The organism is Silanimonas algicola (assembly GCF_054777375.1).
The window spans coordinates 950,196-965,057 of record NZ_BAAHAS010000002.1 but is presented as its reverse complement, the minus strand read 5'-3'; the positions used below and the strand labels follow the sequence as shown (position 1 = coordinate 965,057).

General features: G+C 68.6%; 11 protein-coding genes. 5 read left to right on the top strand and 6 right to left on the bottom strand.

Annotation, left to right across the window (positions count from 1 at the left end):
- Window positions 1-3 precede the first annotated feature (3 nt).
- The 4 genes from ACYVAK_RS09675 (at window position 4) to lysS (ending at window position 5,468) form a co-directional block, all read left to right on the top strand.
- A complete protein-coding gene (locus tag ACYVAK_RS09675) occupies window positions 4-924 on the top strand; it encodes a phosphoglycerate mutase (RefSeq protein WP_461060301.1) in 921 nt (306 codons plus the stop codon).
- The gene (gene recJ / locus ACYVAK_RS09670) at window positions 921-2,639 is read left to right on the top strand and encodes a single-stranded-DNA-specific exonuclease RecJ (protein ID WP_461060299.1); all 1,719 of its coding nucleotides are present in this window, start codon (window positions 921-923) and stop codon (window positions 2,637-2,639) included. The genes ACYVAK_RS09675 and recJ overlap by 4 nt, the downstream gene beginning before the upstream one ends.
- Window positions 2,640-2,732: 93 nt before the next feature.
- Window positions 2,733-3,858, top strand: a protein-coding gene (gene prfB / locus ACYVAK_RS09665; RefSeq protein ID WP_461060297.1) for a peptide chain release factor 2 whose coding sequence is annotated in 2 segments (ribosomal slippage) — window positions 2,733-2,804 and window positions 2,806-3,858 — 1,125 coding nt in all. Because the reading frame shifts where the segments join, the coding sequence is not laid out codon by codon here.
- A 77-nt stretch (window positions 3,859-3,935) separates the two neighbouring features.
- A complete protein-coding gene (gene lysS / locus ACYVAK_RS09660; RefSeq protein WP_461060295.1) occupies window positions 3,936-5,468 on the top strand; it encodes a lysine--tRNA ligase in 1,533 nt (510 codons plus the stop codon).
- Window positions 5,469-5,488: 20 nt separating this feature from the next.
- Here the strand turns inward: lysS and ACYVAK_RS09655 are convergent, their stop codons facing one another.
- Genes ACYVAK_RS09655 through ACYVAK_RS09645 form a run of 3 tightly spaced genes read right to left on the bottom strand, consistent with a single transcriptional unit; the run spans window position 5,489 to window position 9,629 of the window.
- Window positions 5,489-6,658, bottom strand: coding sequence for a putative bifunctional diguanylate cyclase/phosphodiesterase (locus ACYVAK_RS09655; protein WP_461060293.1), 1,170 nt, complete (start codon window positions 6,656-6,658; stop codon window positions 5,489-5,491).
- Between the two features lie 46 nt (window positions 6,659-6,704).
- Complete coding sequence (locus ACYVAK_RS09650; RefSeq protein ID WP_461060291.1) at window positions 6,705-7,934, bottom strand: HD-GYP domain-containing protein; 1,230 nt, start codon at window positions 7,932-7,934, stop codon at window positions 6,705-6,707.
- Between the two features lie 9 nt (window positions 7,935-7,943).
- Complete coding sequence (locus tag ACYVAK_RS09645) at window positions 7,944-9,629, bottom strand: long-chain fatty acid--CoA ligase (RefSeq protein WP_461060289.1); 1,686 nt, start codon at window positions 9,627-9,629, stop codon at window positions 7,944-7,946.
- A 127-nt stretch (window positions 9,630-9,756) separates the two neighbouring features.
- Here ACYVAK_RS09645 and ACYVAK_RS09640 point away from each other — a divergent pair, with 127 nt between their 5' ends.
- Entirely contained in the window at window positions 9,757-10,209 is a 453-nt protein-coding gene (locus ACYVAK_RS09640; RefSeq protein WP_461060287.1) for a Cif family virulence factor, read from the top strand.
- A 96-nt stretch (window positions 10,210-10,305) separates the two neighbouring features.
- Here the strand turns inward: ACYVAK_RS09640 and acnA are convergent, their stop codons facing one another.
- The 3 genes from acnA to mnmA all read right to left on the bottom strand — a co-directional run bounded on the left by acnA (window position 10,306) and on the right by mnmA (window position 14,857).
- Entirely contained in the window at window positions 10,306-12,987 is a 2,682-nt protein-coding gene (gene acnA / locus ACYVAK_RS09635; protein ID WP_461060285.1) for an aconitate hydratase AcnA, read from the bottom strand.
- 107 nt (window positions 12,988-13,094) lie between these two features.
- The gene (gene hflD, locus ACYVAK_RS09630; RefSeq protein WP_461060283.1) at window positions 13,095-13,715 is read right to left on the bottom strand and encodes a high frequency lysogenization protein HflD; all 621 of its coding nucleotides are present in this window, start codon (window positions 13,713-13,715) and stop codon (window positions 13,095-13,097) included.
- On the bottom strand, window positions 13,712-14,857 hold the full coding sequence (gene mnmA / locus ACYVAK_RS09625; protein ID WP_461060556.1) for a tRNA 2-thiouridine(34) synthase MnmA: 1,146 nt from the start codon (window positions 14,855-14,857) through the stop codon (window positions 13,712-13,714). Before mnmA ends, hflD begins: the two co-directional genes overlap by 4 nt.
- Between the last annotated feature and the right edge of the window lie 5 nt (window positions 14,858-14,862).

Below are 14,862 nucleotides of genomic sequence, written 5' to 3'. Positions count from 1 at the left end.
GCCGTGCAGACCCTGCTGCTTCCGGCGCGCCGGTTCTTCGCCGGCCAAGCGCCATCGCCCGCCGTCGCGAAGGCCCTCGGGCGGGCTGCGGCGGTCGATGCCGAGGCGGGCGAGCTCGCCCAACTGCGGCGGCCGTTCCGACTGCGCCCGGTGGGCCAGTGGCCCAGCGCCGCCCTCATGGAGCGGCGCTTGAAGCCCGAAGGCGACGTCCAGCTGTTCCAATGGCTGCGCGCCGACCCGGTGTGGCTGCAGCCCGACCTCACCACGGCGCGGTTGATGGCCTGGGGCAACCTCGGTCTCACGGCCGACGAATCCATGGCGCTGATGGCGCCGCTGCGACCGCTGTTCGGCGATTTCGGCTATGCGCTCGACGCCCGCGAGCCGGAGGCGTGGTCGGTGCAGTGCCCGCGCGAGACGCGACTGCCGTCCTTTCCGCATCCGCTGGCGGCGCTGGGCGATGACGCCTTCCCCTACCTGCCCGAAGGCCCCGAGGCGCGTCGTTGGCGCAGCCTGATGGGCGAGGCGCAGGTGTTGATGCACCAGCATCCGGTCAATGCGGAGCGCGCGCGCCGCGGCCTGCCGCCGGCGAACAGCCTGTGGTTCTGGGGCGAGGGCGGCTTGCCCGACCACGTCGAGGGGCCCGCCGGCCACGTGGCCACCGCCGATCCCGAATTGGCGGCCTACGCCGCAGCCGCCGGTGCGTCGGTGAGCGATCGCGTCGATGCCACGAAACCCGGGCTGGTCGACCTCCGTGCCGAGCGGCGCTGGGCGGTGGTCGACGACCTGCTCGCGCTGGCCCTGGCGGCCATGGGGCAGGGCGCGTTCGGCGCCTTGCGCCTCGATTTCGCCGACGGCCACCTCCTCACGTTGGAGCCAGCCCAGCGCTGGCGGTTCTGGAAGCCGGCCTTCAAGGGCTTCGCGTGACGGCATCGCCGATCCTGCGGCGGCGCGCCGTGCCCGCCGTTGGCGAGTGGCCGGCGTACGTGCCGCCGCTGCTGCAGCGGCTCTATGCCGCACGCGGCATCGCCTCCGCCGAGCAGGCGGAGCTGAGGCTCGCGAAGCTCTTGGCGCCCCACCAGCTCGGGGGGATCGACGTGGCCGTGGATCTGCTGCACGACGCCGTGCGGCGCGACGCCCATATCGTCGTCGTCGGGGACTTCGACTGCGACGGCGCGACCGGCACCGCGGTGGCCGTGCGCGGCCTGCGGATGCTCGGGGCCACCCGCGTGTCGTACCGCGTCCCCCATCGCATCGCCCACGGCTATGGCCTGTCGCCCGCGCTGGTGCATGAAGAGCTTGCGCCGATCGCGCCCGACCTCGTCATCACCGTCGACTCCGGCATCGCCTGCCTGCCCGGCGTGGCGGCGGCGAAGGCGCGCGGTTGGCAGGTGCTGGTGACCGACCACCACTTGCCGGGCGACGCGCTGCCGGCAGCCGACGCCATCGTCAATCCGAACCTGCGCGGCGACGGCTTCCCCAGCAAGGCGCTGGCCGGCGTCGGCGTGGTGTTCTACCTGCTGCTGGCGCTGCGCGCGCGGCTCCGCGAACGTGGCGAAGCCGGCGCAGACGCGGATCTTTCCAGCCTTCTCGACCTCGTGGCCGTAGGCACGGTGGCCGATCTCGTGCCGCTCGACGACAACAACCGTCTGCTCGTCGCCGCGGGCCTCAAGCGCCTGCGCGAAGGCCGCGGACAGCCGGGCGTGCTGGCTCTGGCCGAGGTCGCCCAGCGCCGTCTGCCGGTGCTGACGGCGACGGACATCGGGTTCGGGATCGGGCCGCGCATCAATGCCGCCGGCCGCCTCGAGGACATGACCCTCGGCATCGAGTGCCTGCTCACCGACGATGCCGAACGCGCGATGCAGCTCGCGAAGCAGCTTGACGCCATCAACGCCGAGCGCCGCGAGCTGCAGCAACAGATGGTCGACGACGCGGAAGCCGCGGCCTTGGCGCTGCCGCTGCCCGAGGGCGGGCACGACGCCTACTGCCTGCGCGACGAGAGCTGGCACCCTGGCGTGGTCGGTCTGGTGGCCTCGAAGCTCAAGGAGAAGCTGCACCGCCCGGTGATCGCCTTTGCGCCTTCGGACGCCGGCTCGACCGTGTTGCGCGGCTCGGCCCGCTCGATTCCCGGCGTGCACGTGCGCGATGCGCTGGCGGATGTCGATGCCCTGCATCCCGCGCTGATCCTGCGCTACGGCGGCCACGCGATGGCCGCCGGCCTGAGCCTCGACGCCGCGAACTTCGACACGTTCCGTCAAGCCTTCGAGGCGGCGGTGGCACGCCGGCTCACTGATGAGCTGCGCGAGGCCGAGCTGTGGTCCGACGGTGAACTGGCGCCGCAGGAATTGAACCGTCCGACCGCCGAGGCGCTGCGCCTGGCCGGGCCGTGGGGGCAGGGCTTCCCCGAGCCGCTGTTCGACGGCGAGTTCGAGGTCCGCTCGTGGAAGGTGCTGGCCGAACGCCATCTGAAGTTCGAGCTGGGCATGCCCGGCCGCCTCGGGCCGGTCAATGCCATCCACTTCGGCGGGGCGGCCCTCGGTGCACCGCCGGACCGCGTGCGGATGGCGTTCGGCCTCGATCTCGACGATTTCCGTGGTCGCCGCGACGTGCAGTTGCTGGTCCGGCACTGGTGGGCGGCCTGAGCGACGCCGCCTGAATCCGAGGCCCCGGGGCACCGGCCCGGGCCACGACGGCTGCTAGAATCCCAAGTCCTTTACGAACACCGAGAACGCGCCATGGAGACCAATCCCGTGCGCCAGCGCATCGCCGAGCTCAAGGGCCGGCTGGATGCGCTGAGGGGGTACCTTTGACTACGACCAGAAGGTCGAACGTCTAGAAGAAGTCAGTCGCGAGCTGGAAAGCCCGACGATCTGGAACGAGCCCGAGAAAGCGCAGGGCCTCGGCCGCGAGCGCGCGTCGCTGGAAAAGGTCGTCCACGGCTTGAAGACGCTCGACGAAGGCTTCAGCGGTGCGCTCGAGCTGCTCGAGCTGGCCGAGATGGAGAACGACGAGGACACCTTCCACGCGGTCGTCGCCGACGTCGACGCCGGGCAGGCGCACCTCGAGAAGCTCGAGTTCCAGCGCATGTTCAGCGGCAAGATGGACGGCGCCAGCGCCTTCCTCGACATCCAGGCCGGCGCCGGCGGCACCGAGGCGCAGGACTGGGCCGAGATCCTGCTGCGCATGTACCTGCGCTGGTGCGAGTCGCGCGGCTGGAAGACCGAGCTGATGGAAGTCAGCGGCGGCGACGTGGCCGGCATCAAGTCGGCGACGGTCCGCATCGAAGGCGACTACGCCTACGGCTGGCTGAAGACCGAGACCGGCGTGCACCGCCTCGTGCGCAAGTCGCCGTTCGACTCCGACAACCGCCGGCACACCAGCTTCACCTCGGTGTTCGTCTCGCCGGAAGTCGACGACAACATCGACATCACGATCAACCCGGCCGACCTCAAGACCGACGTCTACCGCTCCTCGGGCGCCGGCGGCCAGCACGTGAACAAGACCGAGTCGGCGGTGCGCATCACGCACGTGCCCACCGGCATCGTCGTGGCCTGCCAGAACGGGCGCAGCCAGCACCAGAACCGCGACACCGCGATGAAGATGCTCGCCGCGAAGCTGTACGAACTCGAGATGCAGAAGCGCAACGCCGAGAAGGACGCCGTCGAGGCGACGAAGTCCGACATCGGCTGGGGCAGCCAGATCCGCAACTACGTGCTCGACCAGAGCCGCATCAAGGACCTGCGCACCGGCATCGAGCGCAGCGATACGCAGAAAGTGCTCGACGGCGACCTCGACGAGTTTGTCGAAGCCAGCCTCAAGGCCGGCCTCGAGGTCGGCGCCAAACGGAGCGATGCGGCCTGACCGCATCGCTCCTTGGTTACGGCTTCGCTGCCGCTTCGCCTTCGCACTGCCTCCCATTCTTTTCTCCCGACGCTCCCATGTCCGACCAGACCAACGCCTCGCCGACGCCCGCCGCCGATACCGCCCAGGATGAGAACAAGCTCATCGCCGAGCGGCGCGCGAAACTGACGTCGCTGCGCGGGCAGGGCGTGGCCTTCCCGAACGACGCCAAGCGCGAGCATTACGCGGGCGACCTGCAGGCCGAGTTCGCCGACAAGGACCAGTGGACCGCCGAGGCCCTCGAGGGCGCCGGTCGCCACGTGCGCATCGCCGGCCGCCTGATGGCCAAGCGCGTGATGGGCAAGGCCGCGTTCGCGCAGTTGCAGGACATGAGCGGGCGCCTCCAGCTTTATCTCGTCGGCGCCGATCTGGGCGAGAGCTACGACGCCTTCAAGGGCTGGGACATCGGCGACATCGTCGCGGTCGAGGGCGGCCTCACGCGCACGCGCACCGGCGAGCTGTCGGTGAAGGTGGCGGCCATCCGTTTGCTGACCAAGGCGCTGCGTCCGCTCCCGGACAAGTTCCACGGCCTCGCCGACGTCGAGCAGCGCTACCGCATGCGCTACGTCGATACCATCGTCAGCGAGGAGTCGCGCGAGGTCTTCGTGCTGCGCTCGCGGATCATCGGGGCGATGCGCCGCTGGCTCGACGCGCGGCGCTTCCTCGAGGTCGAGACGCCGATGATGCATTACATCCCCGGCGGCGCCACGGCCAAGCCGTTCATGACGCACCACAACGCGCTCGACCTCGACCTTTACCTGCGCGTGGCGCCGGAGCTGTACCTCAAGCGCCTCGTCGTCGGTGGCTTCGAGCGCGTCTACGAGATCAACCGCAACTTCCGCAACGAAGGCGTGTCCACGCGGCACAACCCCGAGTTCACCATGCTCGAGCTGTACGAGGCCTACGCCACGTACACCGAGATCATGGACCTCACGGAAGGCGTGATCCGAGACGTGGCGCAGGAGGTGCTCGGCCGCACCGCGCTGGAATGGGAGGGCAGGGCGATCGATCTCGGCCCCGCGTTCCGACGCTGGCGCATGGACGACGCGGTGCGCGAGGCCGACCCGTCGATCACCGCCGCCGACTGCCGCGACCGCGACGCGCTCGCCGGGCATTGCACCCGCCATGGTATCCATGTGAAGCCGTCCTACGGCTGGGGCAAGCTGCTGCTGGAGCTCTTCGAGAAGCTCGTCGAGGGGAACCTCGTGCAGCCGACCTTCATCACCCACTACCCGGTGGAAGTCAGCCCGCTGGCCCGCGAGAGCGACACCGAGCCGGGCATCACCGACCGCTTCGAGCTGTTCGTCGGCGGCAAGGAGATCGCCAATGGCTTCTCGGAGCTCAATGATCCGGAAGACCAGGCCGCGCGCTTCAAGGCGCAGGTGGAGGCCAAGGACGCCGGCGACGACGAGGCCATGCATTTCGACGCTGATTACATCCGCGCGCTCGAAGTGGGCCTGGCCCCGACCGGCGGGCTCGGCATCGGCATCGATCGCTTGGTGATGCTGCTCACCGATCGCGCCTCGATCCGCGACGTGCTGCTGTTCCCGTACATGCGTCCCGAGGGCTGAACCCCAGCGCCTCACGCCGATCAGCGGATCCAGGACTCCATCGGTGCCGGGCGGCCGAACAGGTAGCCTTGGGCGTGGTCGCAGCCCGCTTCGAGGACGGAACCGAGCATCGCCTCGGTCTCCACGCCTTCCGCCACCACGCGCATGTCGAGGCGATGCGCCATCCCCGCGATCGCTTCCAACAGTGCGCGCGTGCGGGGGTTGCCGGCATCGGCGACGAAGCTCTGGTCGATCTTCAGGATGGCGGCAGGCAGGTGGCGCAGGTAGCCCAGCGAGGAGTAGCCCTGCCCGAAATCATCGATAGCCAAGCGAACGCCTTCGGCGGCGAGGCGGGTCAGCGCAGGGGCATTCCGTCCGACATCGTGCAACACCGCCGTCTCGGTGACCTCGATCATCAACGTTTCTGGCGGCAGTCCCCAGATGGATAAGGCCGCGAGCACTTGCTGGCTGAGCGCGGGGTTGTCGAAGGCACGTGCCGAGAGATTGATGGCGCAGTAGAGCTCGGGGTGGCGACGGTGCAGTGGCAGGAATTCCCGAAGGGCGACCTGCAGGGTCCAGCGCGTGAGTTCCTCCGCGAGTCCGGCGTCTTCCGCCATCGGGATGAACACCGACGGGGCGACCGCCCGTCCATCGTCGCGGCGCCAGCGCGCGAGCGCCTCGAGGCCGACCATGCGCCGCTCGGGCAAGGTGACGATCGGCTGGTAGACCAGGTCGAGGGCATTCCGCGAGAGGGCGTCGCGGAGCTCGGTGACCATGTCGTCGCGGGCATACTCCCGGGCGAAGGTGATCGACTCTCCCGCCCGCAGGGCTTGGACGACGGCGGCGCTGGCGCGCCGTTGCAACGATGGCGGCGATTCGCCGGGCTCGGTTGCCATGGCAATGCCAACGGTGGGCATCAGGTGCAGGTGGCGGCCTTCCGCGAGGACCGGCAGCGCCAGTTCGCGAAGGATGCGCTGCGCGGCCAGTTCCGCATGGCCAACGCCAAGGAGGCGCGGCAGCAGGACGAAGAAGTCGCCGTGCCCGCTACGGAGGAGGTGGTCGCCGGGTCGGAGCGCGGCGATGATCCTTGCCTCGGCCTCGTCGAGGGCCGCCTCAACCACGGGCTGCCCGTGGTTGGCGGACAACGCAAGGGCCTGCCGGAAGTGGACCTGCAGCAATGCCAAGCTGGCGTTCGGCGACGTGGCAAGCAACAAGGATGCCGCGGATGCTTCCAGGGCCTGCCAGCCCGAGGGCGTGTCAGAGGAAGAACTCGGCGAGGTCAAGGCCGTAGGCTCCGGGCGGCAGTGCGCGGTGGATGGTGAGCCGGATGCCGCCGGATTCGGGCTGCTGCCAGAGGTCGATCTGCCTGAAGGCGGGATTGATCGTCTTGTCCGGGCGTGTCAACACGGTGACCTTGGGCAGGAGGCGGCGCGCGCTGTTCTGCGCCGTGACCACCGCCACCTCACCGCTGCTGAGCTCGACCAGCGATCCGGTGGGATAGACACCGATGCTCTGGCTGAACTGCTCGACGAGTTCCGCCTGGAACAATCGGTCACGCTCCCGGTAGAGCGCCTGCAGGACATGGTGGCGCGCCGATGCCGGTTGGTAGACCCGCGCACTGCTCATGGCGTCGAAGCTGTCCACGATCCCGAGCATCCGGGCCTCCAGTGGAATCTCGAAGCCACGACGTCCGGCCGGGTAGCCGCTGCCGTCGTGGCGTTCGTGGTGGTGGGCCACCGCGCTCCGGATCAGGGGCGTCGTCCCGGGCGCGCCGTCCAGCTGCGCGAGGCTCGCCTCGACGTGGCTTTGCATGATCGCCCGTTGCTCGGCGGACAGGTTCCCGCCGTGGCTGACCGTTCCTTCGGGCAGCGTCGCCATGCCGAGGTCCATCAGCATGCCTGCGCTGGCCAGTTCGACCAGCACGCTTCCCGGGAAGCCAAGCTGTCGGCCAAAGGCGGACATGAGGGCGGCGCAGTTGACCGCATGGCTGTAGACGTAGGGATCGCGCTCCCTCACGCTCGCCAGCCAGAAGTACGCATCGGGATTGCGGATGATGCTGGCAACGACCGGCTCAATCGCCGAGCCGATCTCCTCGATAGAGAGCTTTCTCCCCTCGCGAAGGTCGTCGGTCAGTCGCCGCGAGAGCTTCTGTGCCTCGTCGGCAGCGAAGGTGATGCGAGGCAACTCCTCGTCGAGGCTCGTGCTCGTGCGGTAGTGCGTCGGCTGCCCGATATGGCGCAGGCCGCTGCCCGCCCCCCCGGCGTCGAGGCTCATCAGGACCGCTTCCGGCGTACCGTCGACGCTGCGCACGCGGTCGATCAACACGTAGTCGGCATGCCGACGCACCGCGATGATGTCCTCGACGGTGCGAACCATCACGCCTTGCAGCGGGAAACCCGTGGTTTCCCACGGGCGCCCCTCCAGTCGGCAAACGAACATGCCGGGTTGCAGTTCGTTGACGTTGAGCCGGACCTCTTCGACGGCCATCGCGTGGCGTCAGACGGATGCTTTGTTCGCGGCGTCGCGCAGTTCCCGGCGGAGGATCTTGCCGACGTTGGTCTTCGGCAGTTCGGTGCGGAACTCGACGATCTTCGGATGCTTGTATCCGGTCAGGTTGTCCTTGCAGAACGCCTTTACCTGGTCGGCGGTCAGCTGCGGGTCCTTGCGGACGATCACGACCTTCACGGCCTCTCCGGACTTCTCGTCCGGCACGCCGACGGCGGCGACCTCGAGCACGCCGGGCATCGTCGCGATGACGTCCTCGATCTCGTTCGGGTACACGTTGAACCCGGACACGAGGATCATGTCCTTCTTCCGGTCGACGATGTAGAAGAAGCCGGCCGGGTCCATCTTCGCCATGTCGCCGGTGTGCAGCCAGCCGTCCGCGTCGATGACCTTCGCGGTTTCTTCGGGGCGCTGCCAGTAACCCTGCATGACCTGCGGGCCCTTGATGCAGAGCTCGCCCACTTCGCCATGAGGCAGGGTGCGGCCCTCATCGTCCTTCACGCAGGCGTCGGTCGAGGAAATCGGCAGGCCGATCGCGCCATTGAAGTCCTTGAGGTCCAGCGGATTCATGCAGGCCGCCGGGGAGGTCTCGGTGAGGCCATAGGCTTCGACGAGGGTGCAGCCGGTAGCCTTCTTCCAGCGTTCGGCCACCGCGCGTTGAACCGCCATGCCGCCGCCGAGGGTCAAGTGGAGGCTGGAGAAATCGACCGTATCAAAGCCGGGCGTGTTGAGCAGGCCGTTGAACAGCGTGTTGACGCCGGTGATCGCGGTGAACTTCACCGACTTCAGTTCCTTGACGAAGGCGGGCATGTCGCGCGGATTGGTGATCAGGTGGTTCAAGCCACCGAACTTCATGAAGACGAGGCCGTTCGCCGTGAGGGCGAAGATGTGGTAAAGCGGCAGCGCGGTGATGATGATTTCCTGGCCGGGCTTGGCGTTCGTGCCGATCCAGGCCGAAGCCTGCTGCATGTTGGCGACGAGATTGCGGTGCGTGAGCATCGCGCCCTTCGCCACGCCCGTCGTGCCGCCGGTGTACTGCAGGAAGGCGATATCGGTGTTCCGCAGCGTGACCGACGGCAGCGCGTGCTTCGCGCCTTCGGACAAAGCGTGGCGGAAGTCCACGGCGCCGGGGATCTCGTAGTCCGGCACCAGCTTCTTGACGTACTTGATGACGAAGTCGACGATTTTCCCCTTCGGAAAGCCGAGCATTTCGCCCACGGACGTCACGATGACCTGCTTCACCTGGGTGCCGGCCACGACCTCGGCGGCGGTGTGCGCGACGTTCTCGAGGACGACGAGCACGCTCGCGCCGGAATCATCGAGCTGGTGCTTGAGTTCGCGCGGGGTGTAGAGCGGGTTGGTGTTGACGACGGTGAGGCCGGCGCGCAGGGTGCCGAAAATGGCGATCGGGTACTGCAGGACGTTCGGCATCATCAGGGCGACGCGATCGCCCTTCTTCAGCTTCAGCACGTTCAGCAGGTAGCTCGCGAACTGCTGGCTGAGGCGGTCGATGTCGCCGTAGGTCAGCACCTTGCCCATGTTCGAGAACGCCGGACGATCGCGGTACTTGGCGATGGCGTTGTCGAGAACCGAAACGATGGACGGGAACTCGTCCACGTCGATTTCCGCGGGGACGCCCTGCGGGTAGCTGGACAACCAAGGACGCTCAATGCTCATCGACAACACCCCTATCGCGTGGACCGCACGAGTCGCCGATGCGGCGCCGTACGGGAATTCGAGTATTCGCTCGATTGCAGCACAGGGGGCGATATCGGGCAAGCCGCGATGGCGCGGTTTTTCGCGCTTGGCGCAGCGAAAAGGACGCGATCTTCTCGCCGCGCTGACATGCCTCGCCCTGCTTGCCCTGCCGGGCTGCGCCGCCGCCCCGGACGAGGCGGCCCTTCGCGACCGGATCGACGGCCTGGAGGCCGCCATCGAGGCCCGTGACGCGGACACCCTGCTGGACGCCGTTGATCCGGAGTTCGGCGGTCCGCAAGGCATGGATCGCGACGGCCTGCGCCGGTACGCGACGCTGATGCTGCTGCGCCAGCGGAACGTCGGCATCACGATCGGCCCGATCGACGTCGACGTGCACGGCGAGCGCGCGTCCGCGCAGTTCGACGCCGTCGTGACCGGTAGCAACCGGTTCATTCCCGAGGGCGTCGAGGCGAGGCGGGTGGAGACCGTGTGGCGTCGCGAGGGCGGCGACTGGGTGCTGGTCAGTGCCGACTGGTCCCGGCCGGCGCTGGCGAAGTAGGGCGGCGACCCCCGGAAACGGCGAAGGCCGCCCGGAGGCGGCCTTCGTCGGGCAAGCGCCCCGTGCATGGGGCACGGGGCGCCCGTTGGCCAGGGGTCAGGCCGCCTTCGCGCCCGCGGCCAGCTGGCGCAGCACGTAGTGCAGCAGGCCGCCGTGGCGGAAGTACTCGACTTCCTTCGGCGTCAACAGCAGCACCTGGGCCTTGAAGCTCACCACCGAGCCGTCCGGGCGCTTGGCCGAGACATCCGCGACCTTGCCGGCGCCGTCCTGCAGGCCGGTGATCGAGACCACTTCGTCGCCCTTGAGCCCGAGAGTCTGGGCGTTCTGGCCGTCGACGAACTGCAGCGGCAGTACGCCCATGCCCACGAGGTTCGAGCGGTGGATGCGCTCGAAGCTCTCGGCGATCACGGCCTTGATGCCCAGCAGGTTGGTGCCCTTGGCCGCCCAGTCGCGCGACGAGCCGGTACCGTACTCCTTGCCCGCGAACACGACCGTGCCCACGCCCTCGGCCTTGTACTTCATGGCCGCGTCGTAGATCGCCAGCTTCTCGCCCGACGGGTAGTGGATGGTGTTGCCGCCTTCCTCGCCACCCAGCATCAGGTTCTTGATGCGGATGTTGGCGAAGGTGCCGCGCACCATCACGTCGTCGTTGCCGCGGCGCGAGCCGTAGCTGTTGAAGTCGGCCGGGGCGACGCCGCGCGACTGCAGGAACTTGCCCGCGGGCGAGCTGGCCTTGATGTTGCCGGCCGGCGAGATGTGGTCGGTGGTGATCGAGTCGCCGAAGATGCCCATCACGCGGGCGTTGTGGATGTCGCTGATCGAGCCCACCTGCATCGTCATGCCGTCGAAGTACGGCGGGTTCTTGATGTAGGTGCTGTCATCCCACTGGTAGGCGTCGCCGTCCGGCGATTCCACCGCGTTCCAGCGGCTGTCGCCGCGGAACACGTCGGCGTAGTTCTTGGCGAACATCTCCGGGCCGATGGTCGCGGCGATGGTGTCGCCGATTTCCTTGTTCGACGGCCAGATGTCCTTCAGGTAGACCGGCTGGCCGTCCTTGCCCGTGCCCAGCGGCTGGGTCGAGAGGTCGAGGTCGGTGGTGCCGGCGATGGCGTAGGCGACGACCAGCGGCGGCGAGGCGAGGTAGTTCATCTTCACCTCGGCATGCACGCGGCCTTCGAAGTTGCGGTTGCCCGACAGCACCGAAGTCACGACCAGGTCGCCATCAGCAATCGCCTTGGAGACGGCCTCCGGCAGCGGGCCGGAGTTGCCGATGCAGGTCGTGCAGCCGTAACCGACGACGTGGAAGCCGAGGGCTTCGAGGTCGTCCATCACGCCGGCCTTCTTCAGGTAGTCGGTGACCACCAGCGAGCCCGGGCCGAGCGAGGTCTTGACCCACGGCGCAACCCTCAGGCCTTTGGCCGCGGCGTTGCGGGCCAGCAGGCCGGCGCCCAGCATCACTGCCGGGTTCGAGGTGTTGGTGCAGGAGGTGATGGCGGCGATGACCACCGCGCCGTCCTTGAGCTTCGTGCCCTGGAAGTCGGCTTCGCCCGAGGTCTTGGCCGGGTTCTTGGCGGCACGCGCCTCGGCCATCGGCTTCAGGGCTTCGCGGTAGACCTTCTGCATGTCGGAGAGCAGCACGCGGTCCTGCGGACGCTTCGGGCCGGCCAGCGAGGGCAGCACGGTGCCCATGTCGAGGCTCAGCGTCGAGCTGTACTCGGCTTCCACCGACGGGTCGCGCCACAGGCCCTGGGCCTTGGCATAGGCCTCGACGAGGGCGATCTGCTCGGCCGAACGGCCCGAGAGGCGCAGGTAGTTCAGCGCTTCGCCGTCGATCGGGAAGATGCCGCAGGTGGCGCCGTATTCCGGGGCCATGTTGGCGATCGTGGCGCGGTCGGCCAGCGGCAGCTGGTCGAGGCCGTCGCCGTAGAACTCGACGAACTTGCCGACCACGCCGTGCTTGCGGAGCATCTGGGTGACGGTCAGCACGAGGTCGGTGGCCGTGGCGCCTTCCGGCAGCTTGCCGGTGAGCTTGAAGCCCACGACCTGCGGGATCAGCATCGAGGACGGCTGGCCCAGCATCGCGGCCTCGGCCTCGATGCCGCCGACGCCCCAGCCCAGCACGCCGATGCCGTTGATCATCGTGGTGTGCGAGTCGGTGCCGTAGACGGTGTCCGGGAAGGCGTGCTCGACGCCGTCGATGGTGCGGGTCATGACCACGCGCGCCAGGTTCTCGAGGTTCACCTGGTGGACGATGCCGGTGTTCGGCGGCACGACCTTGAAGTTGTCGAAGGCCTTCTGGCCCCAGCGCAGGAAGCTGTAGCGCTCCTTGTTGCGCGAGAACTCGATGGCGCCGTTCTCGTCGGCGGCCGAGGGCTTGCCGAACACGTCGACCTGCACCGAGTGGTCGATGACGAGCTCGGACGGGATCAGCGGGTTGATGCGCTTCGGATCACCGCCCAGCTTCTTGACCGCGTCGCGCATGGCCGCGAGGTCGACCACGCAGGGCACGCCGGTGAAGTCCTGCAGCACCACGCGCGCCGGCATGAAGGCGATCTCGGTGTCCGGCTCCTTCTTCGGCTCCCACTTGGCGACGGCCTCGATGTGGCCCGCGTTGACGGTGACGCCGTCCTCGCAGCGCAGCAGGTTCTCGAGGAGGATCTTCATCGAGTAGGGCAGGCGCTTGATGTCGAAGCGCTGGCCCAGCTTGGGCAGGCTGTAGAAGGCGTAGGACTTGCCGTTGACGGCAAGCGTGTCGCGGGTGGCGAAGGAGTCGCTCATGGATGGCTCCAGGCTGGTGGTGCGTCGAGAGGGTCCGGTCGCACCGCCTCACGGCGGGCGCTGGCAGTCGTGAATTATGCCGGAAGCGGCCCGGGTCCGGGGCGGCTTCAGTCGAGCGGCGACAGCAGCTGGTGGGCGGCTTCGGTCATGGCGCGCCGGTGCAGCAGGAAATCCAGCCGGCTGCCGCCCATCTGCCGCCACAGCACCGCGGCCCGCAAGCCGCAAAGAAGAAGGGCACGGACCTCCGCGACGATCGACGGCTGGCCGAGGTAGACCGGGTTGCCCTGCACCAGCACCCGCTGGCCCAGCGGGCTCACTTGTTCGGAATAGAGATCGCCGAGCCGGTTGATGACGGTGGGGTGCATCGGGCCGAGGTGCTGGCGCTGCCGCTCGACGTCGCGGAGCGTCGACTGCACCCGCTCGCCGGCCGTCGGATGGCGAACGAAGCTGCGCTCGAGCGCCAACAGGGTCAGGCCCATCCGGCCCACGGCAGGATCTTTCGGTCCGTGCCCCAGCAGGGCCAGGAGTTCGCGGAGGCCACGATCTAGGCCACGGCCCACCGATTCCGTCCCGCCATAGATCGTCTCCGCGTCCTCGGCGTCGAAGCGGAACAGGCTGTCGAACAGGACGGACTCCGGGTGCTGCTCCGTCTGGCCCAGCGACGCGAGTTGCTGCACGAGCTTCAGGGATTGCGCCAGGGCGGCGAGGGCGATGACGCGTTCGATCATGGGGACGCAGGGGTGGGCAAGGGGGCGATGGGGTTGGCGACGGTAGCGCGGAGCGGGTCGAGCGGGGCGTTGGTGGCGGCGATCACCGCGCCGCCAAGGCATTCCTCGCCACGGTAGAGCACCAGCGATTGGCCGGGCGTGACGGCGCGCTGCGGGTCGTCGAACTGCACATCGACGCCGCCGTCGTCGCGTGCCCAAACGGTGCACGCCTGTGGCGGCTGGCGGTAGCGCACCTGCGCCTCGCAGCGCAGCGGGAATCGGGGCGCCCGGCCGGCGATCCAATGGACGGCCTCGCTGCGCAGCGCCGACGAGAGGAGCAGGGGTGTGTCGCCCTGCTCGACGACCAGTTGGTTGCGGGCCGCATCCTTGCCGACCACGAACCATGGCGCATCGGGCCGGCCGCGGACCCCGCCGATCCCGAGGCCTTCGCGTTGGCCGAGGGTATAGAAGGCGATGCCGTCGTGCCGGCCGAGCCCCCGGCCGTCCGCATCGACGATCTCGCCGGGCGTGATGGCGATGTACTGGGCGAGGAATACGCGGAAGTCGCGCTCGCCGATGAAGCAGATGCCGGTGCTGTCCTTCTTCCTCGCCGTGGCCAGGCCCAACCGCGCGGCGATGGCCCGCACCTCGGCTTTCGGCAGCTCGCCCACCGGGAACAGCGTGCGGGCGAGCTGCGCCTGCCCGAGCTGGTGCAGGAAGTAGCTCTGGTCCTTGGAACGATCGAGGCCGCGCAGCAGGCGCCAGCGCCCATCGACCTGGTCGACACGGGCGTAATGGCCGGTGGCGATCTTCTCCGCGCCCAGCGCCTTCGCCTCGTCGAGGAAGGTCTTGAACTTGATCTCGCGGTTGCAGAGCACGTCGGGGTTCGGCGTGCGCCCGGCCCGGTACTCGGCAAGGAAGGTTTCGAAGACGCCGGACCAGTAATCGGCGGCGAAATTGCGCGCGATGAAGGGCAGGCCCAGCTGGCCGCACACCTTCAGGGCGTCGCGGCGGTCCTCCTCGGCACGGCACTCGCCGCCGGCGTCCTCGTCCCAGTTCTGCATGAACAGGCCGGCCAGCGACTCGCCTCGCTCGCGCAGCAGCCACGCGGCCACGGACGAATCGACGCCGCCGGACATGCCGACGATGACGCGGGCCGGCAAGGGGT

What these genes read in the sequence shown, in the direction of transcription:
- lysS (WP_461060295.1), top strand. Translation starts at nt 3,936, where the DNA reads ATGTCCGACCAGACCAACGCCTCGCCGACGCCCGCCGCCGATACCGCC.
- hflD (WP_461060283.1), bottom strand. Translation starts at nt 13,715, where the DNA reads ATGATCGAACGCGTCATCGCCCTCGCCGCCCTGGCGCAATCCCTGAAG.
- acnA (WP_461060285.1), bottom strand. Translation starts at nt 12,987, where the DNA reads ATGAGCGACTCCTTCGCCACCCGCGACACGCTTGCCGTCAACGGCAAG.
- ACYVAK_RS09645 (WP_461060289.1), bottom strand. Translation starts at nt 9,629, where the DNA reads ATGAGCATTGAGCGTCCTTGGTTGTCCAGCTACCCGCAGGGCGTCCCC.
- ACYVAK_RS09650 (WP_461060291.1), bottom strand. Translation starts at nt 7,934, where the DNA reads ATGGCCGTCGAAGAGGTCCGGCTCAACGTCAACGAACTGCAACCCGGC.